22 protein-coding genes, 6 tRNA genes and 1 other RNA gene are annotated in these 23,674 nt (G+C 41.9%); 13 read left to right on the top strand and 16 right to left on the bottom strand.

Annotated elements, in window-relative coordinates; translation table 11 throughout:
* Positions 1-135: 135 nt before the first annotated feature.
* The 10 genes from pth to B9T36_RS03135 form a co-directional block, all read right to left on the bottom strand.
* A complete protein-coding gene (gene pth, locus B9T36_RS03180; protein WP_004695508.1) occupies positions 136-717 on the bottom strand; it encodes an aminoacyl-tRNA hydrolase in 582 nt (193 codons plus the stop codon).
* 18 nt (positions 718-735) lie between these two features.
* On the bottom strand, positions 736-1,032 hold the full coding sequence (rplY, locus tag B9T36_RS03175) for a 50S ribosomal protein L25 (RefSeq protein ID WP_058870099.1): 297 nt from the start codon (positions 1,030-1,032) through the stop codon (positions 736-738).
* A 101-nt stretch (positions 1,033-1,133) separates the two neighbouring features.
* Positions 1,134-2,087, bottom strand: a complete 954-nt coding sequence (locus tag B9T36_RS03170; RefSeq protein ID WP_086208099.1) for a ribose-phosphate pyrophosphokinase — start codon at positions 2,085-2,087, stop codon at positions 1,134-1,136.
* 36 nt (positions 2,088-2,123) lie between these two features.
* Positions 2,124-2,198: transfer RNA gene (locus B9T36_RS03165), tRNA-Gln, on the bottom strand.
* Between the two features lie 90 nt (positions 2,199-2,288).
* Positions 2,289-2,363 (bottom strand) — tRNA-Gln (locus B9T36_RS03160).
* A 19-nt stretch (positions 2,364-2,382) separates the two neighbouring features.
* Positions 2,383-2,457, bottom strand: a tRNA-Gln gene (locus tag B9T36_RS03155).
* 27 nt (positions 2,458-2,484) lie between these two features.
* Positions 2,485-2,559: transfer RNA gene (locus B9T36_RS03150), tRNA-Gln, on the bottom strand.
* Between the two features lies 1 nt (position 2,560).
* Positions 2,561-3,391, bottom strand: coding sequence for a 4-(cytidine 5'-diphospho)-2-C-methyl-D-erythritol kinase (ispE, locus tag B9T36_RS03145; RefSeq protein ID WP_086208098.1), 831 nt, complete (start codon positions 3,389-3,391; stop codon positions 2,561-2,563).
* A gap of 11 nt (positions 3,392-3,402) precedes the next feature.
* Positions 3,403-3,984, bottom strand: a complete 582-nt coding sequence (gene lolB, locus B9T36_RS03140) for a lipoprotein insertase outer membrane protein LolB (RefSeq protein ID WP_086208097.1) — start codon at positions 3,982-3,984, stop codon at positions 3,403-3,405.
* Positions 3,985-3,989: 5 nt separating this feature from the next.
* Positions 3,990-5,699: a tetratricopeptide repeat protein gene (locus B9T36_RS03135; RefSeq protein ID WP_086208256.1), complete on the bottom strand. Its 1,710-nt coding sequence runs from the start codon at positions 5,697-5,699 to the stop codon at positions 3,990-3,992.
* 77 nt (positions 5,700-5,776) lie between these two features.
* On the opposite strand from B9T36_RS03135, the gene hemA reads away from it, so the two are divergent.
* Positions 5,777-7,060 carry a glutamyl-tRNA reductase gene (hemA, locus tag B9T36_RS03130; protein WP_086208096.1) on the top strand — a complete coding sequence of 428 codons (1,284 nt, stop codon included), beginning with the start codon at positions 5,777-5,779 and terminating at the stop codon, positions 7,058-7,060.
* Between the two features lie 25 nt (positions 7,061-7,085).
* Here hemA and B9T36_RS03125 read toward each other — a convergent pair whose 3' ends face one another.
* Both B9T36_RS03125 and B9T36_RS03120 read right to left on the bottom strand, forming a co-directional pair.
* The gene (locus B9T36_RS03125; protein ID WP_086208095.1) at positions 7,086-8,978 is read right to left on the bottom strand and encodes a DNA primase; all 1,893 of its coding nucleotides are present in this window, start codon (positions 8,976-8,978) and stop codon (positions 7,086-7,088) included.
* Between the two features lie 195 nt (positions 8,979-9,173).
* On the bottom strand, positions 9,174-10,157 hold the full coding sequence (locus tag B9T36_RS03120) for an outer membrane protein assembly factor BamD (RefSeq protein WP_086208094.1): 984 nt from the start codon (positions 10,155-10,157) through the stop codon (positions 9,174-9,176).
* A 71-nt stretch (positions 10,158-10,228) separates the two neighbouring features.
* Here B9T36_RS03120 and rluD point away from each other — a divergent pair, with 71 nt between their 5' ends.
* From rluD to B9T36_RS03105, 3 genes are all read left to right on the top strand, one after another.
* Positions 10,229-11,281: a 23S rRNA pseudouridine(1911/1915/1917) synthase RluD gene (gene rluD, locus B9T36_RS03115; RefSeq protein ID WP_086208093.1), complete on the top strand. Its 1,053-nt coding sequence runs from the start codon at positions 10,229-10,231 to the stop codon at positions 11,279-11,281.
* Between the two features lie 30 nt (positions 11,282-11,311).
* A complete protein-coding gene (gene pgeF / locus B9T36_RS03110; RefSeq protein ID WP_086208092.1) occupies positions 11,312-12,052 on the top strand; it encodes a peptidoglycan editing factor PgeF in 741 nt (246 codons plus the stop codon).
* A gap of 107 nt (positions 12,053-12,159) precedes the next feature.
* A complete protein-coding gene (locus B9T36_RS03105; RefSeq protein ID WP_058870093.1) occupies positions 12,160-12,726 on the top strand; it encodes a flavodoxin family protein in 567 nt (188 codons plus the stop codon).
* Between the two features lie 41 nt (positions 12,727-12,767).
* Here B9T36_RS03105 and smpB read toward each other — a convergent pair whose 3' ends face one another.
* Positions 12,768-13,244, bottom strand: a complete 477-nt coding sequence (gene smpB / locus B9T36_RS03100; protein ID WP_004695532.1) for an SsrA-binding protein SmpB — start codon at positions 13,242-13,244, stop codon at positions 12,768-12,770.
* A 141-nt stretch (positions 13,245-13,385) separates the two neighbouring features.
* Here smpB and coaD point away from each other — a divergent pair, with 141 nt between their 5' ends.
* The 4 genes from coaD (at position 13,386) to B9T36_RS03080 (ending at position 14,696) form a co-directional block, all read left to right on the top strand.
* On the top strand, positions 13,386-13,877 hold the full coding sequence (coaD, locus tag B9T36_RS03095; RefSeq protein ID WP_058870092.1) for a pantetheine-phosphate adenylyltransferase: 492 nt from the start codon (positions 13,386-13,388) through the stop codon (positions 13,875-13,877).
* A gap of 1 nt (position 13,878) precedes the next feature.
* Positions 13,879-14,142, top strand: coding sequence for a YfhL family 4Fe-4S dicluster ferredoxin (locus tag B9T36_RS03090; protein ID WP_086208091.1), 264 nt, complete (start codon positions 13,879-13,881; stop codon positions 14,140-14,142).
* A 26-nt stretch (positions 14,143-14,168) separates the two neighbouring features.
* Positions 14,169-14,546: RNase P RNA component class A (gene rnpB / locus B9T36_RS03085), an RNA gene on the top strand.
* A gap of 73 nt (positions 14,547-14,619) precedes the next feature.
* Positions 14,620-14,696: transfer RNA gene (locus B9T36_RS03080), tRNA-Met, on the top strand.
* 161 nt (positions 14,697-14,857) lie between these two features.
* On the opposite strand, the gene B9T36_RS03075 is transcribed toward B9T36_RS03080, so the two are convergent.
* A complete protein-coding gene (locus tag B9T36_RS03075) occupies positions 14,858-15,274 on the bottom strand; it encodes a hypothetical protein (protein ID WP_086208090.1) in 417 nt (138 codons plus the stop codon).
* A 178-nt stretch (positions 15,275-15,452) separates the two neighbouring features.
* On the opposite strand from B9T36_RS03075, the gene B9T36_RS03070 reads away from it, so the two are divergent.
* Positions 15,453-15,529, top strand: a tRNA-Met gene (locus B9T36_RS03070).
* Between the two features lie 118 nt (positions 15,530-15,647).
* Here the strand turns inward: B9T36_RS03070 and B9T36_RS03065 are convergent.
* Complete coding sequence (locus tag B9T36_RS03065; protein WP_086208089.1) at positions 15,648-17,273, bottom strand: NAD+ synthase; 1,626 nt, start codon at positions 17,271-17,273, stop codon at positions 15,648-15,650.
* A 205-nt stretch (positions 17,274-17,478) separates the two neighbouring features.
* Between B9T36_RS03065 and B9T36_RS03060 the strand changes: the two genes are divergently transcribed.
* The 4 genes from B9T36_RS03060 (at position 17,479) to B9T36_RS03045 (ending at position 21,596) form a co-directional block, all read left to right on the top strand.
* Positions 17,479-17,985, top strand: coding sequence for a type IV secretion protein Rhs (locus B9T36_RS03060; protein WP_086208088.1), 507 nt, complete (start codon positions 17,479-17,481; stop codon positions 17,983-17,985).
* Between the two features lie 183 nt (positions 17,986-18,168).
* Positions 18,169-19,125 carry a metal-dependent hydrolase gene (locus B9T36_RS03055; protein WP_086208087.1) on the top strand — a complete coding sequence of 319 codons (957 nt, stop codon included), beginning with the start codon at positions 18,169-18,171 and terminating at the stop codon, positions 19,123-19,125.
* A gap of 14 nt (positions 19,126-19,139) precedes the next feature.
* On the top strand, positions 19,140-19,985 hold the full coding sequence (locus B9T36_RS03050; RefSeq protein ID WP_086208086.1) for an SDR family NAD(P)-dependent oxidoreductase: 846 nt from the start codon (positions 19,140-19,142) through the stop codon (positions 19,983-19,985).
* Positions 19,986-20,003: 18 nt separating this feature from the next.
* Positions 20,004-21,596: a flavin-containing monooxygenase gene (locus B9T36_RS03045; protein ID WP_086208255.1), complete on the top strand. Its 1,593-nt coding sequence runs from the start codon at positions 20,004-20,006 to the stop codon at positions 21,594-21,596.
* A gap of 145 nt (positions 21,597-21,741) precedes the next feature.
* Here the strand turns inward: B9T36_RS03045 and gltA are convergent, their stop codons facing one another.
* Positions 21,742-23,016, bottom strand: coding sequence for a citrate synthase (gene gltA, locus B9T36_RS03040; protein WP_004695551.1), 1,275 nt, complete (start codon positions 23,014-23,016; stop codon positions 21,742-21,744).
* Positions 23,017-23,674: the final 658 nt, after the last annotated feature.

Below are 23,674 nucleotides of genomic sequence, written 5' to 3'. Positions count from 1 at the left end.
TCTCCTGAGTGGACCTAAGATCGTTATCTTATGGTTAAATCAAACTGAACTTGCTGGATAAGCAATCAGGCAAGCGCATTTTGCCTTTAAAATGACACTATGGCAAGCAGTAGCGTTCAACAAATTTTTGACTTATCAGTTCGGTTTGTAAGCATTGATTTGATTCATGGCTGGCTGAATCTCACCATTCACCAGCATTTTAGTGCGAGCTAATGCGTGATGGATTGCGTCATCCATTAAATTTTGTTCATTGCTTGGTGCTTTGCTCAGGACATGTCCTGAAACACGTTCTTTTGAGCCTGGATGGCCAATTCCAATGCGTAAGCGATGGAAGTTTGGGCCGATATGAGGAACTATGTCACGTAAACCATTATGTCCACCATGACCACCACCTGTTTTTAGGCGAATGACACCAGGGTTCATATCGAGTTCATCGTGAGCAATCAGTATTGCTTCTGGAGCAATATTGTAGAATTTTGCGAAGGGAACAACACTTTTACCAACAAGGTTCATAAAGGTTGTGGGTAATAACAGACGGACGTCTTGACCTTCGATATTACCACGCCCACTCATTCCATTGAATTTTGGGTCTTTTTTTAGCGTAATGCCATATTGTTCTGCAAGGCGTTCAACAAACCAAAAGCCTGCATTATGGCGGGTTTGGGCATACTCAGAACCTGGGTTGCCCAAACCAACAATCAGTGAAATATTTGACACTAATTACACCAATAACACTTATGCGCGAACGAAGTCAGCGTGCATAGGTGTGTTTTTAGCTGGGTGACGTTGTAACGCTTTGATTTTAACGCTTTCAACTTTATCGCCAACTTTGATTTCAACAACTTCTTCGAAGAAAGCATTGCTTTCTAAAGCTTTAACAAGCTCACGAAGTTCTAAAGTAACAGCTACAGGTTCAGCAGCACCACCGTAGATGATTGCTGGAACTTGAGCAGCATGACGAAGGCGGCGGCTCGCACCTTTCCCTTGGTTAGCTGCTTCACGCGCTTGAGCGTTTAATACGAAGTTTGCCATGATAGACATCCTTAATTTAAGTTTTAAATAAACTAGATCTGCGACCGACCTAGTGAGACAAAGCCCTGCACAGAGCAGGGCTTTTAAAATTCAGCGCTATATTATAGATAAGAATCAAACATTGCGCTAATAGATTCTTCGTTGTTAATACGACGAATTGTTTCAGCAACCATACTCGCAACTGAAACTTGGCGAATCTTACCAAGAGCTTGAGCTTCTTCAGAAAGAGGAATGGTGTCTGTAACAACCAATTCATCAATCACAGAATTTTTCAAGTTTTCGATAGCCTTACCTGATAAAACAGGGTGAGTTGCATAAGCAACCACTTTGCGCGCACCAAATGTTTTCAATGCATCAGCAGCTTTACATAACGTACCAGCAGTATCCACCATGTCATCTACGATCACGCAGTCACGGCCTTTAACATCACCAATCAAGTGCATGACTTGTGATTCATTTGCCTTTTGACGACGTTTGTCGATGATAGCAAGGTCAATATCGCCCATTTGTTTAGCAACAGCACGGGCACGAACGACACCACCAACGTCTGGAGAAACCACCATGAGGTTATCATGTGATTGTTGACGAAGGTCAGCTAAAAGCGCTGGTGTACCGTAGATGTTGTCTACAGGGATATCGAAGAAACCTTGGATTTGGTCAGCGTGAAGGTCGATCATTACCACACGGTCAATTCCTACAGTTGTCAGCATATCTGCGACAACTTTTGCAGTAATTGGAACACGTGATGAACGAGGACGACGATCTTGACGCGCATAACCGAAATAAGGAATCACTGCGGTAATACGGCCAGCACTTGCACGACGCAAAGCATCGGCCATGACGAGGATTTCCATAAGGTTATCATTCGTTGGGGCGCAAGTAGGCTGTACGATAAATACGTCTTTACCACGAACATTTTCAGTAATTTCGACAGCAATTTCACCGTCAGAAAATTGACCTACAGATGCAGCACCTAGAGGGATGTGCAGGTGGCTTACGACTTTTTGGGCGAATTGTGGATGTGCAGATCCACTAAAAACGACAAGATTGGGCATGAAGCACCCTTGGCGGTTGGCAATTTGGAAATTAGATGGCAGGGGTAGCTGGATTCGAACCAACGGATGCCGATATCAAAAACCGGTGCCTTACCACTTGGCGATACCCCTAATGCGGCAGAACTTTAATATTTTTGCGTCTTTTTGTCAAGGTAAATTAACAGTCAAACAGCAAAGTGATGCTCTGTCTTTTTTAGAAAATGGCAGGGGTAGCTGGATTCGAACCAACGGATGCCGATATCAAAAACCGGTGCCTTACCACTTGGCGATACCCCTAAATTTGATCACTGTAAAATGGCAGGGGTAGCTGGATTCGAACCAACGGATGCCGATATCAAAAACCGGTGCCTTACCACTTGGCGATACCCCTAGTACAGTCATCTACAGGTGAAATAAATGGCAGGGGTAGCTGGATTCGAACCAACGGATGCCGATATCAAAAACCGGTGCCTTACCACTTGGCGATACCCCTATCAGGTAACTTTGAAATGTCGCATTGGTGACTCGTTCAAACTATTGACCAAGTAAGCTTTACATGGTGCATTTGCCAGAACATCATCAATGTTTATATCATTCGTTACTTCAGTAAAAACACAAGCACCTGTACCTGTAAGTTTTGCAACACCGAACTGGTCGAGATATTGCATCGCTTCATCTACTTCTGGATATAAACTTCTTGCCAAAGGCTCAAAATTATTTCCAAAATCAGACGGCTTTAACTGATAGGCGCAAAATGTAGAGCTCTTCGTGTTTCTTGTCAACGTTTTTTGTGAAAAAAGCAGTTGAGTGCTGATAAAACAGTCAGGTTTTAACACAATGTATTGTTTTTGATCTAAGTCTATGAATGTTAAGTGTTCACCGATGCCTTCAGCCCATGCATTTAAGCCATGTACAAAGATGGGAACGTCCGCACCCAACTGAACGGCTAAGTCTGCTAATTGTTCAGTATTGAGTCCGCACTGCCACAGTTGATTGACCACGATTAATGTCGTTGCAGCATCCGATGAACCTCCACCTAAGCCTGCACCCATTGGAATATTTTTTTCAAGATGAATAGATAAACCCGTAGGTGTTTGTGCATACGGTTTAAGTATCTGCGTCGCTTTATAAATCAAATTTTGATTCAAATCGACACTGTTTAAGCCTTCAATATAAATCTGTTGATCCGGACGAGACTCAAATTCTAACCAATCACATAAATCGACCAGTTGGAAAATACTTTGCAACTCGTGGTAGCCGTTTTCACGTCGACCTGTAATGTGCAAAAACAAATTCAGTTTTGATGGAGCTGGGACACGGATCATAACGAAGCAAATTAACGGTTTTGAATGACCATTGTAATACGGTTTTCTGCACCATTTTCAAGTGCTTGTTTTAAAATCAACCGATTTGGCATTTTAGCTTGCTCGTTATAGCTCAGTTCCACGTTCCAGCCATCTTCAACAATTTGAGTTGCACGTTTTTCAGCATCTCTTTTTATTTGAGCCTGAACTGTCGCAGGTTTGGCTTGAACCCAATTGACCAAATGGGTGATCGGTGCTTGCCAACCTGTGGCTATTTTTAAGAGTTCTTCGGGTGTTTCTGCTTGAATCAACCCAGTTTTAGCACTATTGAGGCTGACTTCACCCGGACGGCCTGTAATTTGTGTTTTACCCACACCTAAAATGCCACTCAGTTCAATATCAAACTCTTGTTGCTGTTGTACCCAGGTAAAAAAAGCACTACCTGTTTGTTCAGGTGTACGTACCCCAATTTTACCTTGTAAGCTAAATTGTTGATCTGTTTCGGTTTGTATGGTGTTTGGATCAAGCTGCGGTTTGGTAAATTGTTGACAGCCTGTTAGTGCCAAGCTACTTGCAGCAAGTAGGCTTAAACTCAGATTTGAGAAAATACGCATAAAAACTATGAGCTCTTTTTCAGTTGTTGGGGTAACAATAAAGTATTGAGTTGATCCAATTGAGGATCATTTGGATGTTTTTGTTTGAGTTGTTGTAACACCGTAGAGAATTTTTGCAGATCACCTAACATATATACAGAACGTGCATAACGCACTCCAATATTGACACTGCCACTGAGAATGTAGGCTTTTTCTAAGACTCTGGCTGAGGTGCTAAAGTCATTTTGTAAATAACAAATAAAGCCTAGAGTATCTAAGATGGAAGCTTGCTCAGGTGCATACTCTAAAGCGTGTTCAACAAATCTTCGAGCATCATCTAAGCGTCTGTTTTGTAATGCTAAAGTGTAAGCGTATGCATTTAAGTATGTCGGGCTATTGGGCTCAATGCTTAAAAGTTGATTGAGCAGTTTTTCAAGTTTTTCCTTGTCTGTATGTGCATCTAGCATCAGCACTTCAGAATAGACCAGCTCAGGGTCATCTGGTATGTTTTTAATCGCTTCATCCAATAGACGCATAGCAGCAGCTTTGTTATTCATACGCTTTAATATATCGGCTTGTGCTTGATACAAAAAACTTGCATGTTGCGGATAATTGACCCGTTCTTGGGTTAAAAAACGCAGTGCGTCATTGAGTTTATTTTGTTCACTATAAATGCTGATGAGGCTACGACGTGACACCGTATACAAGCTACCATCGACTAAACGATAGTAGGCCTTTGCTGTTTCAAAGTGTTGCTTTCGTTCAGCATTTACAGCAAGGTAGTAGTAGGCTTCATTTTGATATTCGGCTGAATTCCGTAGTTCAACCAAATATTTTTCTGCTTTTTCGTACTGTTTTAGGTCAATACTGGTTAAACCGGCAATAAATAAGGCATCTTCATTATCAGGCCACTTTTTAATAAGACTTTCAAGTTTGCCTAAGGCTTCATTGGAAGCATTTACTTTAATTAAGTATTTAGCTTCTGCTAAGCGAACTTCGACATTGTCACGATGCTTACGACTCGATTTTGCATACCAATTACGCGTTTCTTCCTCTAGACCCAGAGCACTGAGTAAATTGGCTTTCATAAGAATATAGCCTGTAACACGACCACGCTTTTTTAGGGCTTTATTGATCGTGATTAGTGCTTGTTCAAGCTGCCCATTTTGCGCTTCTAAACCTGCAATCAGAGCTAAAATAGAGGGATTGTTGCGCTCTTTACTTGAACGCAAGGCTTGAATTAAGACTTCTTGATCTTCAGGTTCTTCTGGGGCAATTCCTGCAAAAATTTGTTCCAAATCGGCATTTGCGTCAATATTGAGAATTTTGTCTAATGTTTCAGCAGCAAGCTCATATTCATGCGCTTTCAGTGCAATGTGGGATAGATAAAATAATGCAGGAACGTCAGTGGGTTCTTGCACCACCCAATGCGTCGCAATGTCGAGTGCGGCACGTAAGTCATTTTGTTCAAGGGCAATATTTAAAGCGCGTTGTTTAATGGTCGTGGAATTACTTTTAATTGCAAGGACCGTATAATTATGCAATGCCGTTGCATTATCTTGGTAGGCCAGTGCAAATTCGGCAATCATACTTTGTTGAATTGCATCATAATTAGATAGCGAAAATTCTCCAGCTGCTCTAAGATGAGCACTAGATGCCATGCTACCGACGAGTAAGAATGTGGTAGAATATTGCTTAATTCTCGCGCCGCTCAGTCGGCAATGTGTTTGACGCAATTTTTCTTGATCCAAGTATGCTTTTTATGACACCGTTATTGCACAATAGCATAAATTTAGCGAAATGATGATCTGATATGTCTTTCTTTGCATTGGGTGTCAACCATCAAACCGCCTCCGTAGAGTTGCGTGAACAAATTGCATTTAACCCTGAAAAGTTAACGCAACTGCTTGAGCAACAAGGCCAAAACCATGACTTAAATGAAATGGTGGTGGTGTCTACGTGTAACAGAACAGAAGTGTATGCTATGTCTGAAAACTCAGATATGGTATTAAACTGGCTCGCCCAAGCAAATGGTATAGATGTTAAACAACTGTTGAATCATGTATATCGTTATGAAAATGCGCAGGCCGTGACACACTTAATGCGTGTTGCAAGCGGTTTAGACTCACTTATGCTTGGTGAACCGCAAATTTTGGGACAGGTTAAATCTGCACTGTCGCTCGCTAAATCGGCACATACAGTTTCCCCTCACTTAAACCGAATTTTTGAATATGCTTTTTATGCAGCGAAGCGTGTACGCTCGGAAACAGCCGTTGGCAGTCATGCTGTATCCATGGGTTATGCTGTTGCTCAGCTTGCTTTGCAAGTTTTTAGTAAACCTGAAAAGTTGACGGTCATGGTGGTTGCTGCGGGTGAAATGAATAGTTTGGTGGCAAAGCATTTGGCTGAAATGGGAGTCGCAAAAATCCTGATTTGTAACCGTACCCGTGAGCGGGCTGAAAGTTTGGCTCAGGAAATTGCACATCGGGTAGATGTTGAAATTATTGAGTTTGATCAACTGGCGAACAATCTTTCACGCGCAGATGTCATTTCTAGTTGTACGGGAAGCTTGCATCAAGTCATTCATTATCCAGATGTGAAGGCGGCCTTAAAAAAGCGTCGTTATCAACAAATGTTAATGGTGGATTTGGCTGTTCCGCGTGATATAGACCCGAAAGTTGAAAGTTTGGATGGCGTCTATTTATATGGCGTGGATGACTTGCAATCGGTGATTGATGAAAACCTTGCTCAGCGTCGTCAGGCGGCGGTTGAAGCTGAGGTGATGGTGAATCAACTGGCAACGGAGTTGGTGACACAGCAAAAAGTCAATCTAGCAGGCGAAACCATTCATGCCTATCGCGAGCAAGGTGAACAGCTAAGACTAGAAGAATTACAACTCGCATTAGCTCGTATTGCAAAAGGGGAACAAGCAGAACAGGTGATGCAGGATTTTGCACATCGTCTGACACAGAAATTACTGCATCCAACCTCGATTATGCTACGTGAAGCAGCTAAAGCTGAAGATCCAAGTTATTTTGAACATATGCAAAATTGTTTAAATGAGACTTTTGCTAAACGACGTAAAACTAAAAAGTAAATCCAAATACAAAAATCTAATAGGTTTAAGTAATCAGTCTCAAGCCTATTTTTTTGGTCAGTTCAAAGAGTTTATGTTTTAAATTTCGTGTCTCAATTAATGAATTTGGGGCTTTAAGTTTAAGTTTTAAATATTTTTCTTCAAGCGACAGGGCATATTCACTAGCCAGTTTATCCGCCAGTTCTGGTGTTTTGGTTAGTTCTTCAATGTTGGTGCGCTGCATAATATCGGCAATTGCATTCGCATAACGGCTACACGCACCCAAAACATAATAGGTTGCCAGTTCTTGGTCATCGGGCAAATCATCAAAGATACCATCTAAGACTTGTAGCACATGTGCCAAAAGTTCATCTTCAGGTAGATAAGCGCGCAAAGTTTCAAAGTGAATATACAAAAATGGATGGTGGATCAGAACGGCGAGCGCGAAGTCTTCATCTTTGGTGCGAATATTAAAAGACAACGAGGCATCATTGCTAACTTGAGGTGTCCAGCGGCGACCAAAACCGAGTTTTTCTTTGAAGGATTGATTCAGCAAATAACGGAAAGAGCCCGTTTTCGGCAATAAGTCCGTCAGTTGACGCAACTCACTCATAACCTGACTTTTGCCTTCAGGACTACTGATGTCATGGTTCTGCGTCAGGTGGGCAAAAACAAAGTCTGAAAGTAGAGGAGCTTGTTGCAATAGTTTATTAAATTTTTCAATACCTTCACGACGAATCAATGAATCAGGATCATGATCACTCGGTAAAACAAAAAACTTCAGTTCACGACCATCATTGAGTAAAGGCAACGCGATTTCTAAAGTACGACGTGCTGCTTTTTGTCCTGCCAAGTCACCATCGAAGGCGATGGTAATACGGTTGTTTTGCTTAAACAGAATATTTAAATGTTCGGTGTTACTGGCAGTCCCTAAAGTCGCCACGGCACCTGCGATGCCATACTGCTGTAGCGCAATCACATCCATATAGCCTTCGACCATTAGCCAGTCTTGAGCCTTTTGTTTGCGACCTTCATATAAACCATAAAGTAACTGGTTTTTATGAAATACCTCAGAGTCTGGTGAGTTGATGTATTTGGGTTTGATTTCGTCATTCAGGGCACGACCACCGAAACCCACCACGCGGCCTTTGGCATCACGAATTGGGAAGATGACGCGGTCACGGAGTAAGTCAAAGTCCCGTCCACTGTCACTAGTACGAATCAATCCGAGTAGCTTTAAGCCTTCGATATCTTGCGGGAAGGCTTTTTCTAAGTGTTGCCAGTCTTCAGGTGCATAGCCTAAACGCCAATATGCAATAGTATCTCGACTGAGTCCACGTTGTTTAAAATACTGCTGTGCTGTACGACTATGTGGGAGTTGTTGTTCATAGTACTGTGCAATATTTTCTAATAGGTCGTATAAATTACCTTCTTGAACAGGGGCGGTGTTAAAGCCCTCAAAAGCTTCAAAATCTGCATAGCTCTCTTGGTAGTCCATGGACTGAAATTCAGCAAATGGATCATGTTCAACCTGAAATTCGGCTTGTGCAGGAGTACGTTCAAGCTTAGCTTCCGTCGCTTCTACTTTGGGTTGTTCGACCGGTTTGGCTTCGCGTTTATATACCAGTTTTTTCGAGTCACGATTGTCTTTAGGCAGTTCGATGCCTGTTTGACTCGACAAATCCTTCATCACATCTATAAAACTACGACTGTCGATGTCCATTAAAAAACGAATGGCATTTCCATTGGCCTGACAACCAAAACAGTGAAAATACTGTTTGTCACGGTAAACGTGAAAAGATGGTGATTTTTCCTGATGGAATGGACAACAACCTGAATAGGTACGACCTGACTTTTTAAGTTTCACCCGTTGACCAATCAGGTCGACAATGTCGGTCCGATCTAGAATTTGATCAATAGTATGTTGAGGAATAGCCATGTCGAGTCGTCAATCGCTGAAGTCTTTAGAAACGTGAAAAAAATAGAGAGATGGATGCTTTAAAAATGCAAAAAACCATCAAAGTTAAATTGTTTTGTATACCTTTTGAGCGTTTTGATCAAGCGAAAACAGCATAAAACAAAAGGGCAAGTATGATAACTTGCCCTTTGTAAAATAGCGAATATTTCAAATGAATTATTCAGCTCCAGTGCTTGCGTTGTCTGGTGTTTTAGGACGGTCGAGTAAACCGAAGCTGATGCGGTTGGTAAAACTGCGCTCAGTCATTTCTTTCGGTTGTTCAATTTTTTGCTCAGAACTATTTTGCTCTTCACGACCAAACACACCTAGAGTTGCACGGTTGATCCAACTTGCTTCTTTACGTGCTGCGCGTAAGTTTACTTCACCATTTGATTTTACTAAATTTGGATAATTCAGTTTGAGTACATCAATGTACTGTTGAGCGGTTTGTTTATCGCCCAATTGCGTATAAGAGTATGCCACTGTCGCTAAAGCTTCAGGTATTTGCGGGCTTTGAGGATAATGTTCAATCACCCATTGCGAACGCTCTAATGCTGCAACCCATGCTTTACGTTTGATATTAAAGCGTGCTGCATTCATTTCACTTTCAGCCAACTCATTGCTGATAAACTTCATACGCTGAGCTGCATCTACCGCATAAGTGCTTGAAGGATAGCGACGAATGAAATCTACAAAGTTTTGATAAGCAACTTTCAAATAACTCACGTCACGGTGTGACTGCTTTAAAGAGGTATAGCGTAGTAAACCATCATAGTTTTGCTCCATATTGGCTACACCACGTACATAGTAGGCATAGTCCACGTTTGGATGTTGAGGGTTTAAACGAATAAAACGGTCAGCCAGTGCAATGGTGCCTTCATAATCTTTCTGCTGGAATTTCACATAGAGCAATTCAAGTTGTGCTTGTTGTGCGTATTCGCCTGTTGGATAGTATGTATCTATGGCTTCAAGGTGTTTCGCAGCGTCGGTATATTGACCACTTTTTAGTGCTGTTTCTGCTTTTTGAATATAAACCTGTTCACTCGATTGTGGACCGGTATCTACCACTTCTTTCTTGGGATTGCTGCTACAGCCTACCATTGCCGATGCAATGCCAACCGTAAGAGCAAGCATTGTCATTTTATAATGTGGTAGCGACATAAAAATTCCTCTGTTAATGCGGGCAATGAGCTACAATTGCACTATTAAATCACTTTTGTTTGAATGATCAAATGACTCAAGCACAATCTTCCGATCCAAATTTCCCTGAAACTGATTTCAATTTACTTGAAGATTCTGAGGATGCAGATAACCATACTTCAAGCTCTACTGCAACACGTTTATCGTTGCAATTTCAACTGGATGAATCTTATCTAGGACAGCGTATAGACCAAGTTGCAGCACTGATTTGGAGCGACTTTTCGCGTGAAAAGCTCAAACAGTGGCTGAAAGAAGGCCATTTGTTGGTAAATGGTAACAGTGTCAAACCTAAATATAAATGTGAAGGATTTGAACTGTTAACCCTTGAAGTTGAACTAGAAGCACAAACTCGTAGCCTGCCTGAAGATATTCCACTGGATATCGTCTATGAAGATGATGACATTATTGTCGTCAATAAACCCGTTGGTATGGTGGTGCATCCAGGTGCGGGCAACTCATCAGGAACCTTGGTTAATGCATTGTTACATCATTATCCAAAATCGTCAGAACTGACTCGTGCGGGCTTAGTACATCGGATTGATAAAGATACGTCTGGTTTGTTGGTCGTTGCAAAAAACTTAGAAGCACAATTTTCACTGAGCAAGCAGTTGGCTAAAAAGTCGGTCTATCGCGTATATGACTTAATTGTATATGGCAATGTAATTGCGGGCGGTACGGTGGATGAACCGATTAAACGTCACCCTGTAGATCGTGTCAAAATGGCGGTATTGCCAGGCGGTAAAGATGCTGTAACACATTACAACGTGAAAGAACGCTTCCAACATTTCACCCGCATCCAAGCTCGTCTTGAAACTGGACGTACGCATCAAATTCGTGTGCATTTTAGTTATATTGGTTTTGGTTTAGTTGGTGATCCTGTGTATATGCCACGTGTACGTGTGCCTGCAGGTGCATCGGAGCTTTTAGATGAGACTTTACGTGGTTTCAGACGCCAAGCGTTACATGCAGCAGAGCTCGGTTTGAAACATCCTCGTACAGGGGAAGAAATGCTGTTTAAAGCGCCGTGGCCAGCAGACTTGGCGACCTTGGTCGATGTACTACGCACGGAAAATAAAGCTTACTGATTTATAGCTGAATCATCATAAGGACAGTATATGCAATTTGTTCAAGGACTTCCGGCAGGTGTTTTTGTGGGACAAACCCGTGTGCATCATGATCGTGCTTTAGAGACCACTCAAACTGAATTGCAAGGTTTTAATTTGGCTTTGCATGTACAGGATGATGCCGCACGTGTGCAACAGCATCGTATGATTTTGCTTGAAGAGTTTGCAGGCTATGGGGTCGATAAAATCACATGGATGACGCAAACTCACAGCACTATATGCCGGGTAGTGAATGAGCAAATTGACTTTGATGCTCAAGAAGGGGATGGTTTGGTGACACAGCGAGCAAACCATGCCCTGATGATGATGACTGCAGATTGTTTACCCGTAGTTTTAGGCAATGCTGACGGTACCGAGGTTGGGAACTTACATGCAGGTTGGCGTGGGTTGGCGCATGGCATTATTGAAAATACCATTGCCAGTATGAACACTCAGCCGACATGGGCTTGGTTGGGTGCAGCTATTAGCCAATCATGTTTTGAAATTGGCGCTGAAGTTAAAGATGCTTTTTGCTCAAAATATGCTGCGCTTGAATCTGCATTTCAAACAGGTGAGCAAGCTGGAAAGTATTATGCTGACTTATATGCAATCGCAAAATTCATTCTAAAACAGCACGGTGTTGAAGTAGTCTCTGGCGGTGATCAGTGTTCCTTTAGCCAGTCGGATGAGTACTATTCTTATCGACGTCATGCCAAAACTGGGCGTATGGCGACTTTTGTGTTTATGCAATAGTTTTGGCGTGTGATCAAGTGCTTGGCTGTTTTAATCCTTGTACTTACTCCCCACTCAGCGAGTGGAAGTGTTAAACTTAACTCAATTCTTTGCTCTTAAAAATTTCCATGTCTGTACCTGATCTTGTTTCTGTTGCACCTGTTCATGTGTGTGTGGTTTATCATAGCGCCTATGGTCATACGGCGAAAGTCGCTCAGTATATTGCACAAGGTGCAGAGCAGGCGGGTGCTGACGTGCATTTGATTTCTGTTGCTGCAGTACAATGGGACTTGTTAGATCAGGCCGATATTATTGTAATGGGTTGCCCAACCTATATGGGGAGTCTCACAGCGGCACTAAAACAGTTTATGGAAGATTCCTCTAAGCGTTGGTTAGCACGGGCTTGGCAAGGAAAATTAGCTGCAGGCTTTACCAATGGTGGTGGCTTAAGTGGCGATAAACTGGCGGTATTACAACAGATTAATCTATTTGCAATGCAACATGGTATGTTGTGGGCAGGTTTACCGTTTATGCCGACGGGACGTAGCCAACACGATATTAATCGGATGTCGAGCTTTTTAGGTTTGATGACTCAGTCAGACAATGCCAGTGTTGAAATAACCCCACCCGAAGGCGACTTGGAAACTGCTCGAAAGTTCGGAAAATATTTGGTCGAGCTAAAAGCGGATTATTAACAGTTCCAATAAGAAAAAACCTCCACATGGGAGGTTTTTTCTTACTTATGCATAATACGGGCTTTATCGCGTTGCCAGTCACGATCTTTTTCCGTGGCACGTTTGTCATGTAGCTGTTTGCCTTTCACTAAAGCGATTTCTAATTTCGCACGTGGCCCTTTCCAATAAGCAACAAGCGGAACGCATGAATAACCTTTTTGATTCACTGCGCCGAGTAACTTATCGAGTTCACGACGGTTCAACAGTAACTTACGGGTACGGGTCGCTTCAGGAACAATGTGCGTAGATGCACTGAGTAAAGGCTGAATTTGAGCACCGAACAGGAAAGCTTCGCCATTTTTAAAGGTAATATAACTCTCAGACAACGTCATACGACCTGCACGTAACGATTTTACTTCCCAGCCTTGCAGTGACAGGCCAGCTTCAAATTTTTCTTCAATAAAATAGTCGTGACGTGCACGTTTATTCTGTGCAATCGTCCCGCTGGTATTTTTTTTAACTACAGTTGCTTTCGCCATAATCAATTACTTCCAACAATGTACCTATTGTGCCTTAAAGCAGGGTTAAGGTGAAGTTTTTTCAAATTTATGGAGTTTCTTCACCTATAAAACAAGTTTTTGCTAAAATATGGCTCTACAAAATCAACAGAGTAAAAATGGATGTCTAAAACTCGCGTCATTTATCCGGGGACTTTTGATCCAATTACCAATGGTCATATTGATTTGGTCACACGTGCATCACGTATGTTTGATGAAGTGGTGGTTGCCATTGCCATTGGTCATCATAAAAACCCTGTCTTTAGTTTAGAAGAGCGTGTGAGCTTGGCTAAAGCATCATTAAGCCATCTTGATAATGTTGAGTTTGTAGGTTTTGATGGTTTGTTGGTGAATTTCTTCCGTGAACAAAAGGCAACGGCTGTGCTGCGAGGATTGCGTGCAGTGTCTGACTTTGAATACGAGTTCCAGTTAGCTAATATGAACCGTCAACTTGATTCACACTTTGAGGCGGTGTTTTTAACGCCGTCAGAGCAGTATTCATTTATTTCATCGACGTTGATTCGTGAAATAGCACGTTTAAAAGGTGATGTGACCAAGTTTGTACCGCAAGCTGTGGTTGCAGCTTTTGAGCGTAAACATCAACAAGGTTGGTAGAGTGTCTTTATATATAACCGATGAATGCATCAATTGTGATGTTTGTGAACCTGTGTGCCCCAATGAAGCCATCTTCATGGGGGAGCTGATTTATGAAATCAATCCAGACTTATGTACAGAGTGTATCGGACACTATGATAAACCCCAGTGTCAATTGTTCTGTCCAGTGGATTGTATTCCGCTTGATCCTAATCATGCGGAAACTGAAGATGAGCTCATGGACAAATATAAAAGGCTGATTGCTCAAAAAAGCGCAAGCAATTAAGTCTAAGATTTGATACTATGCGCCTCGAAGTGAGCCAGACGATCGCTGCTGTGGAGATCTCCGTGATTGAAGCAGGGGAGGAAAGTCCGGGCTTCATAGGGCAAGGTGCCAGGTAACGCCTGGGCGGCGTGAGCCGACGGAAAGTGCAGCAGAGAGTAGACCGCCTTCATTATGGTTTCGAGCAATCGAAATCGGAGGTAAGGGTGAAAGGGTGCGGTAAGAGCGCACCGCATGGCTGGTAACAGTTCATGGCATGGTAAACCCCACCGGAAGCAAGACCAAATAGGGATCCTTTAGGCATGGCCCATGCTGGATCCGGGTAGGTCGCTTGAGCGTATGAGTGATTGTACGCCTAGAGGAATGATCGTTCTCGACAGAACCCGGCTTATCGGCTCACTTCAACAAATTTTGATCAATTAAGCGCGCAAGGTACTTGACGTACTGGTGAGAACACCACATAATGCGCGCACAGTTTACGGCTATGTAGCTCAGTTGGTTAGAGCACCGCACTCATAATGCGGGGGTCACAAGTTCAAGTCTCGTCATAGCCACCATTTTTATAGATCATGCTCTCAGCATGATCTTTTTTTTTGTGGGAAATAAAGGCTGTAAAACTGTTTTTATTGACTGGTTATTTCTGAAGTGGCTTTGTGGTTTGTTGTACTGTTATTTCGATATTTAAAGCAAAGCTGTGACTACTGATATATTTTATCTTCTAAAATTTTCCCTCGCAGTTCATGTTTTCAGGCGTTAAATTGATCTGCATCTGTAAGTTGTGAATGTGTTGCCAGTTGGCTTGATGTTCGGGCAATGCAAAAATTTGATGATCGACTAAATTGAGTTTTTTTAAAGAGATGTGCTGACTTGCACAGTAGCGTCCTTCGGCTCTTTCTAAAGCTAAGTTTTGCTGTGCTGTTGGACTTAAGCGATCTGCGGTTAGTATTTGTTGTTGTCCTTTGGCATAGTTGACCAGTATCTCTCGGTCTTTTAGGCTAAAGAGTAGATTTGAGTTGATATAGGCCGCTACATCACGCCGTACACCGTTATAGTTGGTGATCATGGGGGAAATCAGCTGACAACTGCTCAATGCTACAGTGCTCAGGATGATGAAAAGACTAAAGTCTTTTTTCATTATCTTTCTCGTAAATATGTTTAAGTTAAATACAGCTTGCAGCATAAAAATAAGTTTAAAAAGAGTGGTTTGCTGAAAAATTGCTAGTTTAAAGTGTATTTGTTTATGGAATAACCATTTGTGTGTAAAAAGGGTTGACGCTTGTCTTTGAACTTTGCATAATGCGCGCACAGTTTACGGCTATGTAGCTCAGTTGGTTAGAGCACCGCACTCATAATGCGGGGGTCACAAGTTCAAGTCTCGTCATAGCCACCATTTTTATAGACCAAGCTCTCAGCTTGGTCTCTTTTTTTGTGTGTGAAAAATATATTTTTATTTTTTAAATGAAAAATAGCCCAAACATTTGTTTGGGCTGTTTTGATTGGGAGATAGCTTATACGCCAGCTTTCCATCCATTTACGATTGGGTAGCGACGTTCACGACTAAATGCACGTGAGCTGATACGTGGCCCAATTGCACCTTGGCGGCGTTTGTATTCATTGAAATCGACCAAACGAATTACTTTTGCAACCACTTCAGCATCAAAGCCTTTGGCAATGATGTCATCTTGGCTCATATCTTCTTCGATATATGCATACAAAATGGCATCCAGTACATCATACGGTGGTAAAGAGTCTTGATCTTTTTGATCTGGACGTAGCTCTGCTGAAGGTGGACGAGTAATCACACGCTCAGGAATCACAGGCTTGTCGGAAATGCTGTTACGGTATTTTGCAAGTTCAAACACAATGGTTTTATACACATCTTTCAATACGGCAAAACCACCCACCATGTCGCCATAGAGCGTGCAGTAGCCCACAGCCAATTCTGATTTGTTGCCTGTAGATAGCACTAAATTACCAAATTTGTTTGATAAACCCATCAGCAGTGTACCGCGGGCACGTGCTTGCAAGTTTTCTTCAGTTGCATCCGCAGGGCTGTTGCCAAAGAACGGATAAAGTGTTTGCATAAAGCTGTTCACAATCGGGTTGATTTCAGCAATCCCGAAAGTTACCCCCATACTTTTTGCTTGTTCAGCCGCATCTTCTACACTGATTTGAGCGGTATAGGTATATGGCATCATTACGGCTTGGACTTTGTCTGCACCAATTGCATCGGCAGCAATGGCAAGAGTCAGAGCTGAGTCGATCCCGCCTGATAAACCAAGAATCACTCCAGGGAAACCTGAGCGCTGTACATAGTCACGGGTCGCCATCACTAAGCTTTGGTAAATCTCGGCCATAGTGTCTAGAGCAGGCGGTAGCGCATTGACCTTAAAGGCTTGTTGTTCTGCTTCATATTCCGCGAAATATAGGGCTTCTTTAAAGCTTTCTGCTTGAAGTGTAATAGAACCATCTTTAGCGATTACAAAGCTTGTACCATCAAAGATCAGGTCATCTTGACCACCGACTTGGTTCACATAAACCAAGTTGAGGTTCATTTGTTTCGCAAGGGCAGACATGGTTTCAATGCGATGCTGAGGTTTACCTACTTCGTATGGTGAAGCATTTAAAATCAAAGCCGTTTCAACATTCAGTTGTGCCAGTTGTTGTACGGTTGAAAGTGACCAAACATCTTCACAAATCAACACACCAAACTTATGTTCAAGATATTCAAAAACAAGGTGTTGATGTCCTTCAGTGAAGTAACGCTTTTCATCAAACACGCTGTAATTTGGCAAGTTTTGTTTGTTATACACACCCAAAACCTGTCCATCTTTCATGACCGCAGCTGCGTTATAGCGTTGACCGTCTTCAGTTTGATTGACAAAACCAAAGACCATCACAATGTCTTTTACTGTTTTAAGTTGTTCAAAAACTTGTTGCGTGCGTTTGGTTAGGCTTGGACGTAGAAGTAAATCCTCTGCTGGGTAACCAATGCTCGAAAGTTCTGGAAAAATAATTAAATCAGCATTTTGTTTTTTTGCTTCATTGGCTTGTTCCACCATTTTCAGGGCATTTGCTTCGAGGTTGCCAATGTGCGGAGAGAACTGTGCAAGTGCAATTTTAAAACTTTTCATTTCCAACTAAATCCTATACCTATAGGGATATATACACGACGATTGAGTTTGTTATAGCTATAAGTTCAACGTAGTGCAATTGACGAAAAACAAATAGAAGTATTAATCAATAATAAGTGCGAATACTATATACGAAATGCGATTTTTTTTAAGGGATATTCTAAAAAAAATCCGTAAATGTCCTTAAAAAGAACAAATTATTCTAATGTCTTTATGGAGTGTGATTGTGTGGTTTCAACCGCTTTTACAAAAAATACAGCAAAAGTTTGAACTTAAAAACCGTCCTCTGACTGAAGCTGAAAAAAAGCTCGCCAGCAGTATTTTCGGGAACAGTCTGAACATGGATTCGGTTCGAATTATCGCACATCGAGCAGTGCTGCCGCATTATGCGATTAGCCCGAATGGACATGTCTATTTTAATATCAAAGACTGGTGCGAAAACTTTGCCGACCAACCGATTCATCAACAAGCTTGGTTGATTCATGAGCTGACACATGTTTGGCAAATTCAGCAGGGACTCGCTGTAGTCCGTAAGGCGCTTTTTAACCGTCAATATCGTTATGCATTAAAACAAGGGAAGCAGTTTTTAAGCTATGGCATCGAACAACAGGCGCAAATGGTGCAAGACTATTTTCTTAAAAAACACTATGGTGAAGAGTGCTCGGCCTATGAGCAGTGTATTCCTTTTGTGGCACACAAAGCCTCGTTTTGACCCCGATAGATAAATCTGCAGAGTGATTGTTAGACAACAGATTTTAAAGTCATAAATTGCAAATTATTTGAAGAAAAATGCCAGTGGCATAGGGGAAGTGGACTCTTATTTTGAATGCAAAGCACAGGTAAAAAATCGTGAGATTGAGCCTGAAAACGAGCTAAAAATAAGAAGGAATGTCCTATGCGTATCGCTCTTCCATTAAAAGGTAAAGCCAGCCGATTTTTTGCGGGACCAGTATTCGATGCTGAAAAACAGTCTGCGATTATTCCGATTCGGCATATGAAATTTGACTTTGAAGCGGAGAAAATTGATCCCAAATTCTACTTAAATGCCGAGTTGGCGAGTGCTTACTTTGCATCACTCTCGATCTTTCTGACCTATGGTGAAGACTTGGTGATTGATACCGCCCGTTATCACCGCGATTTCCTCACAGACTCTGTATTAAAACAACGTGTGACGTCTTTGATTGGTCAGGAGGCACTGCATTCAAAGTTACATGAAGAATTGAACGATACTTTCAAACAGGTGGATTTGCCGGTTGGCATTTTTCGTTATTTAGCCGAAATCGTTTTTGACTACGGTTTTAACCGTTTACCACAACCGATGAAATTGTCTTTGATGGCGGGCATTGAACATTTTACCGCAGTGCTGTCCGAATACATGATGAATCATGAAGAGATTTTCTTCGATTCTCAAGATGAAAAACAACGGGCGATTTGGATGTGGCACATGTTAGAGGAATCTGAGCACAAAGACATTGCGTATGATGTGTTTCAATCGCTTTCCAATAACTATGCTTTGCGTATTGCAGGCTTTTTTCCAGCGCTGATCACTATTTTACTGCTGATTTCTGTGGCATCAGTTTTTGTCCCGTTTTATCGCAAACCGTCTAATTTGCTGAGTCTCAGTTATTGGAAGGATGTGCCGCGGAGTTTCAGTCTCTTGTTTGGGCTGAAAAGAGGTGTTTATGGCAGTAGTTGGATGCATATTTTTGACTATTTACGTCCGAGCTTTCATCCGAATGATTATGATACCTCTGCATTTTTAGATTATTACAAAGAGCGTTTACTACATCCAGAAACAGGAATGTTAACCCCCTATTTCACCAAAGAATTTACTCCAGTACTGAAATCATAGAAGGGGGCGATGACATGGGACTGTTGAATAAAAAAAATAAACCAAGTCAAAAAGCTTATGCGGTTGTAACGGGTGCAGGCAGTGGTATTGGTCGTAGCTTTGCACTGGAATTGGCCAAGCGTGGTGGTGATGTCATCTGTGCAGATATTGACTTAAGCTCGGCACAGGAGACGGTAGATTTGATTCAGTCGATGACATCTTCGTCAGCCTATGCGGTGCACTGTGATGTTGGATTAAAAGAATCTGTACACACTTTGGCGGAGCAAGCGGAACAGTTTTTGGGGCATCCTGTTACCTTGCTCATCAATAATGCAGGAGTTGGGTTGGGTGGCAAGTTTGATGAGGTGTCGCTAGAGGATTGGCAGTGGTGTATGCACGTCAACTTGTGGGGGGTAATCCATGGTTGCCACTACTTTGTACCCAAATTTAAACAGCAAGGTTTTGGTGCCATTATCAATGTGGCATCGGCTGCGGGCTATACTGCAGCCCCTGAGATGACAGCGTATAACGTGACCAAGTCTAGTGTTTTGGCACTATCGGAAACACTAGCTTCAGAACTTCATACTTATAACATTGCAGTCAATGTGCTGTGTCCAACCTTGGTGCCGACCAATATTATGAAGAATGGGCGTTTGCCGAGTCGCTATTCTGGACTGGCTGACAAACTGCTGATGAACCATGCGTTTACCACCAGTGATGCTGTGGTCAGAAAAACCTTGAATCGTTTAGATGCAGGCAAGCTTTATACCATTCCACAACCTGATGCCAAATTGTTTTGGTGGATGAAACGCGCATCGCCAAGCTTATACGTCAAGCTTTTAGGTCTGGGTTATCCACTGTTTAATCAAATCACAAAATAAGAACAGAGAAAAATGAATATAGAAATGCAATTAGAGATAGAGCAAGCAGATGTGCAAGAGCCGTCTGATCAAATGCAAGATCAAACGACAACGTCAAAAAGTGCGGAAGCTCAACCTAAGCAGGCTCGTAAAAAGGCTGTACTTAACCCTAAAGCCGTACATACATACGATACTATTGTTGTGGGTGCTGGGATTTCGGGCATTGCTGCGGCTTATAAAATGAAACAAGTCGGCTATCAGGACTATCTGGTATTAGAAAAAGCGGAGAGCGTTGGTGGCACGTGGCGTGATAATAATTACCCTGGCTGTGGTTGTGATGTACCCTCGGCCTTGTATTCATTTTCCTTTGCACCTAGTCATCAATGGAGCCACTTATTTGCGAAACAACCTGAAATTTTAAGTTACTTGGAACAGGTGGTTGAGCAGTTTGAGCTGCAAGACAAAATCCGTTTTCAGCATGAGTTGCTCAGCGCAAAGTGGAATGAAGAGGCGAGTATTTGGCAACTCAAAACCTCTCAGGGGGCATATCAAGCACGAACCGTGATTTTTAGCACAGGGCCGATTACAGAACCATCCTTACCTAACATTAAAGGGATAGCGGGATTTAAAGGAGAAATGTTCCATTCAGCCCGTTGGAAGCATGATTATAACTTAACGGGAAAGCGGGTTGCCGTGATTGGAACTGGCGCATCGGCCATTCAGTTTATTCCACAAATTCAACCGTTTGCGAAGGAGCTGATCGTATTTCAGCGAACTGCGCCGTGGGTTTTGCCCAAAGCGGATATGCAATTGAATGCTAGCGTGAAATCGCTGGTGGCCAAATTCCCGATGATTCAGCAAGGTTGGAGGAAGAGTGTTTCCAGTATTTTAAATGGGATCAACTTTGGGCTACGTCATCCTTCACTGCTTGAGCCAGTCAATTTTTTAAGCCGTCAATTATTGAAATTGCAAATACAGGATGACGCCTTACGTAAAGCTGTAACGCCTGACTTTTCGATTGGCTGTAAGCGACTTTTATTTGCCAATAATTATTATCCAGCACTGCAACAAGACAATGTAACGCTGTTGCCACAAGGTTTGGTTGAGATTGATGGGCAGACTGTCATTGCTGCAAATGGTGAGCGATTTGAGGTCGATGTCATTATCTGGGGAACTGGTTTTGAAGTGGCACACCCTCCGATTGGACAACGGGTATGGAATGCCCAGTGTGAGCGATTGGCTGACCTTTGGAAGGGCAGTTCTCCAGAAGCGTACTTGGGGACAAGTTTGGAAAATGTACCGAACGCATTTTTGGTATTGGGGCCAAATATCTTGGTGTATGACTCTTTTATTGGGATTGCTGAAGCGCAGATTCAGTACATTGTAGATGGTCTACTAAAAATGAAGCAGCAAGGCTTTAAACGTATGATGGTCAAGCGAGATGTTCTGCGTTATCACAATGCCAAGGTGCAAACTCATTTGAAAACCACAGTATTTAACCGAGGTGGCTGCTCAAGCTATTATTTAGATCAAAATGGGCGTAACTTCGCGGCTTGGCCGTGGTCCTTGGCTGAGTTAAAGCAACATTTATCTGCACTTGAGCTAAAACACTACGATGTTGTTAAAGCTTAGAGTAGCTTTATTAACAGTAAAATCGCCTGAATTTGCACAGACTGCGAATATTCAAATGATGTTATTGATACATTGTTGATTTGAATTACGCCATATAAAAAAACCACCCATGCGGGTGGTTTTTTATCTATCAACGCAGACCGAATTAACGGTTGATGTCGCGTTGAACTTCGCCAGTGTAAAGCTGACGAGGACGACCGATCTTGTACGGACCGCTGTGCATTTCTAACCAGTGGCTGATCCAACCAACAGTACGTGCAAGCGCGAAGATCACTGTAAACATTTCTGTCGGGATACCAATCGCTTTAAGGATGATACCTGAGTAGAAGTCTACGTTCGGGTATAAGTTACGTTTGATGAAGTACTCATCAGAAAGCGCGATACGTTCAAGTTCCATAGCAAGAGCAAGCTGTGGATCGTTGATGCCAAGCGCACCAAGAACTTCGTCGCAAGTTTCTTTCATTACTTTCGCACGTGGATCGAAGTTTTTGTACACACGGTGACCGAAGCCCATGAGTTTAACTTCTTTAGTTTTCACTTTTTCCATGAAGTCAGCAACGTTCTCTACAGTGCCGATTTCATCAAGCATTTTAAGAACAGCTTCGTTCGCGCCGCCGTGAGCAGGGCCCCAAAGTGCAGAGATACCTGCAGCGATACATGCGTATGGGTTAGCACCAGTAGAACCAGCTAAACGTACTGTAGACGTAGAAGCATTTTGTTCATGGTCAGCGTGAAGAGTGAAGATACGGTCCATTGCTTTAGCAAGGATAGGATCTACTTTGTAATCACGGTCTGCTGGAGTAGCAAACATCATGTACAAGAAGTTTTCAGCGTAGCTTAAGTCATTACGTGGGTAAACGAATGGTTGACCTACAGTGTACTTGTAGCTCCACGCAGCCAAAGTAGGTACTTTAGCAATTAAGCGGATTGCTGTAATTTCACGGTGATCAACATTTTCGATGTCTAAGTTGTTGTGATAGAACGCAGAAAGCGCACCAACTACACCAACCATGATCGCCATAGGGTGAGCATCGCGACGGAAACCATTGAAGAAACGGCTAACTTGATCGTGAACCATGGTATGGTTACGAACTTTAGCATCAAATACTTCTTTTTGCTCAGCTGTTGGAAGCTCGCCATTGAGAAGTAAGTAGCAAGTTTCTAAGTAGTCAGCTTTAGTTGCTAACTGGTCGATTGGGTAGCCACGGTGTAAAAGCACACCTTTGTTACCGTCGATGAAAGTGATTTTAGACTCGCATGCAGCAGTAGCCATAAAACCAGGATCAAAAGTGAAGTGACCTGCGGCCAATACATCCTTAACGTCGATTACATCTGGGCCCAATGTGCCGCTGTAAATTGGTAATTCAATTTCTTTGCCATCAAGCTGTAAAACGGCTTTTTTGCCAGTTGCTTCAGACATTCAATAGATCTCCTGTCCTGGTGAATGTTTTATCTGACTCGAAATACTCATCTTTTAATGCACGAATCAGACGGATTAAAAATTTGCTCTAAGAGTAGAGAGTACTGAAATTTTGTCAATTATACTTATGGATAAAATGATAACTGCCGAGTTTATAGTTAAGATTTAATCCGTTAAAATTTGCATAAAATCACAGCACCGACACACTATAATAAGTTAATTCATGGAGCAAGTGCATAAATAAAAAATGTTGCTGGTGGAATTGTAAGCAGTTTTATATTCAAAAAAGTTCTTTAAAAGAGTAAAAAATCAAGTTGCAGTGTATTTACATTTATTATGATTCTCGTAACTTACGATAAATTTTTTACTGAAAATGGTGCTTTATTACTCATTGTTAAAAACAATAAATCCACTCAAAAAAAATATTTATTTGTATAAAAAAACAGCTTATTTACCATTTCGAAAACGATATATCAGTCACTTTTTTTATTTAAATGCATAGGGTAATTTTGTTTTAATTAAAATTTATTACGAGATATTTCAAGCTTGTAAGATATTAATCCATTGCACCAACATCATGCAGATTTATACCATTATATTAAAATAAAATAATGAACATTTTATATAAAAATAAAAAATGATTAAAATAATGCGATGA

The organism is Acinetobacter sp. ANC 4204 (genome assembly GCF_002135205.1).
Lineage (GTDB): Bacteria > Pseudomonadota > Gammaproteobacteria > Pseudomonadales > Moraxellaceae > Acinetobacter.
Note: the sequence above shows the minus strand (reverse complement) of the source record. Positions and strands in the feature narration are given on the sequence as shown.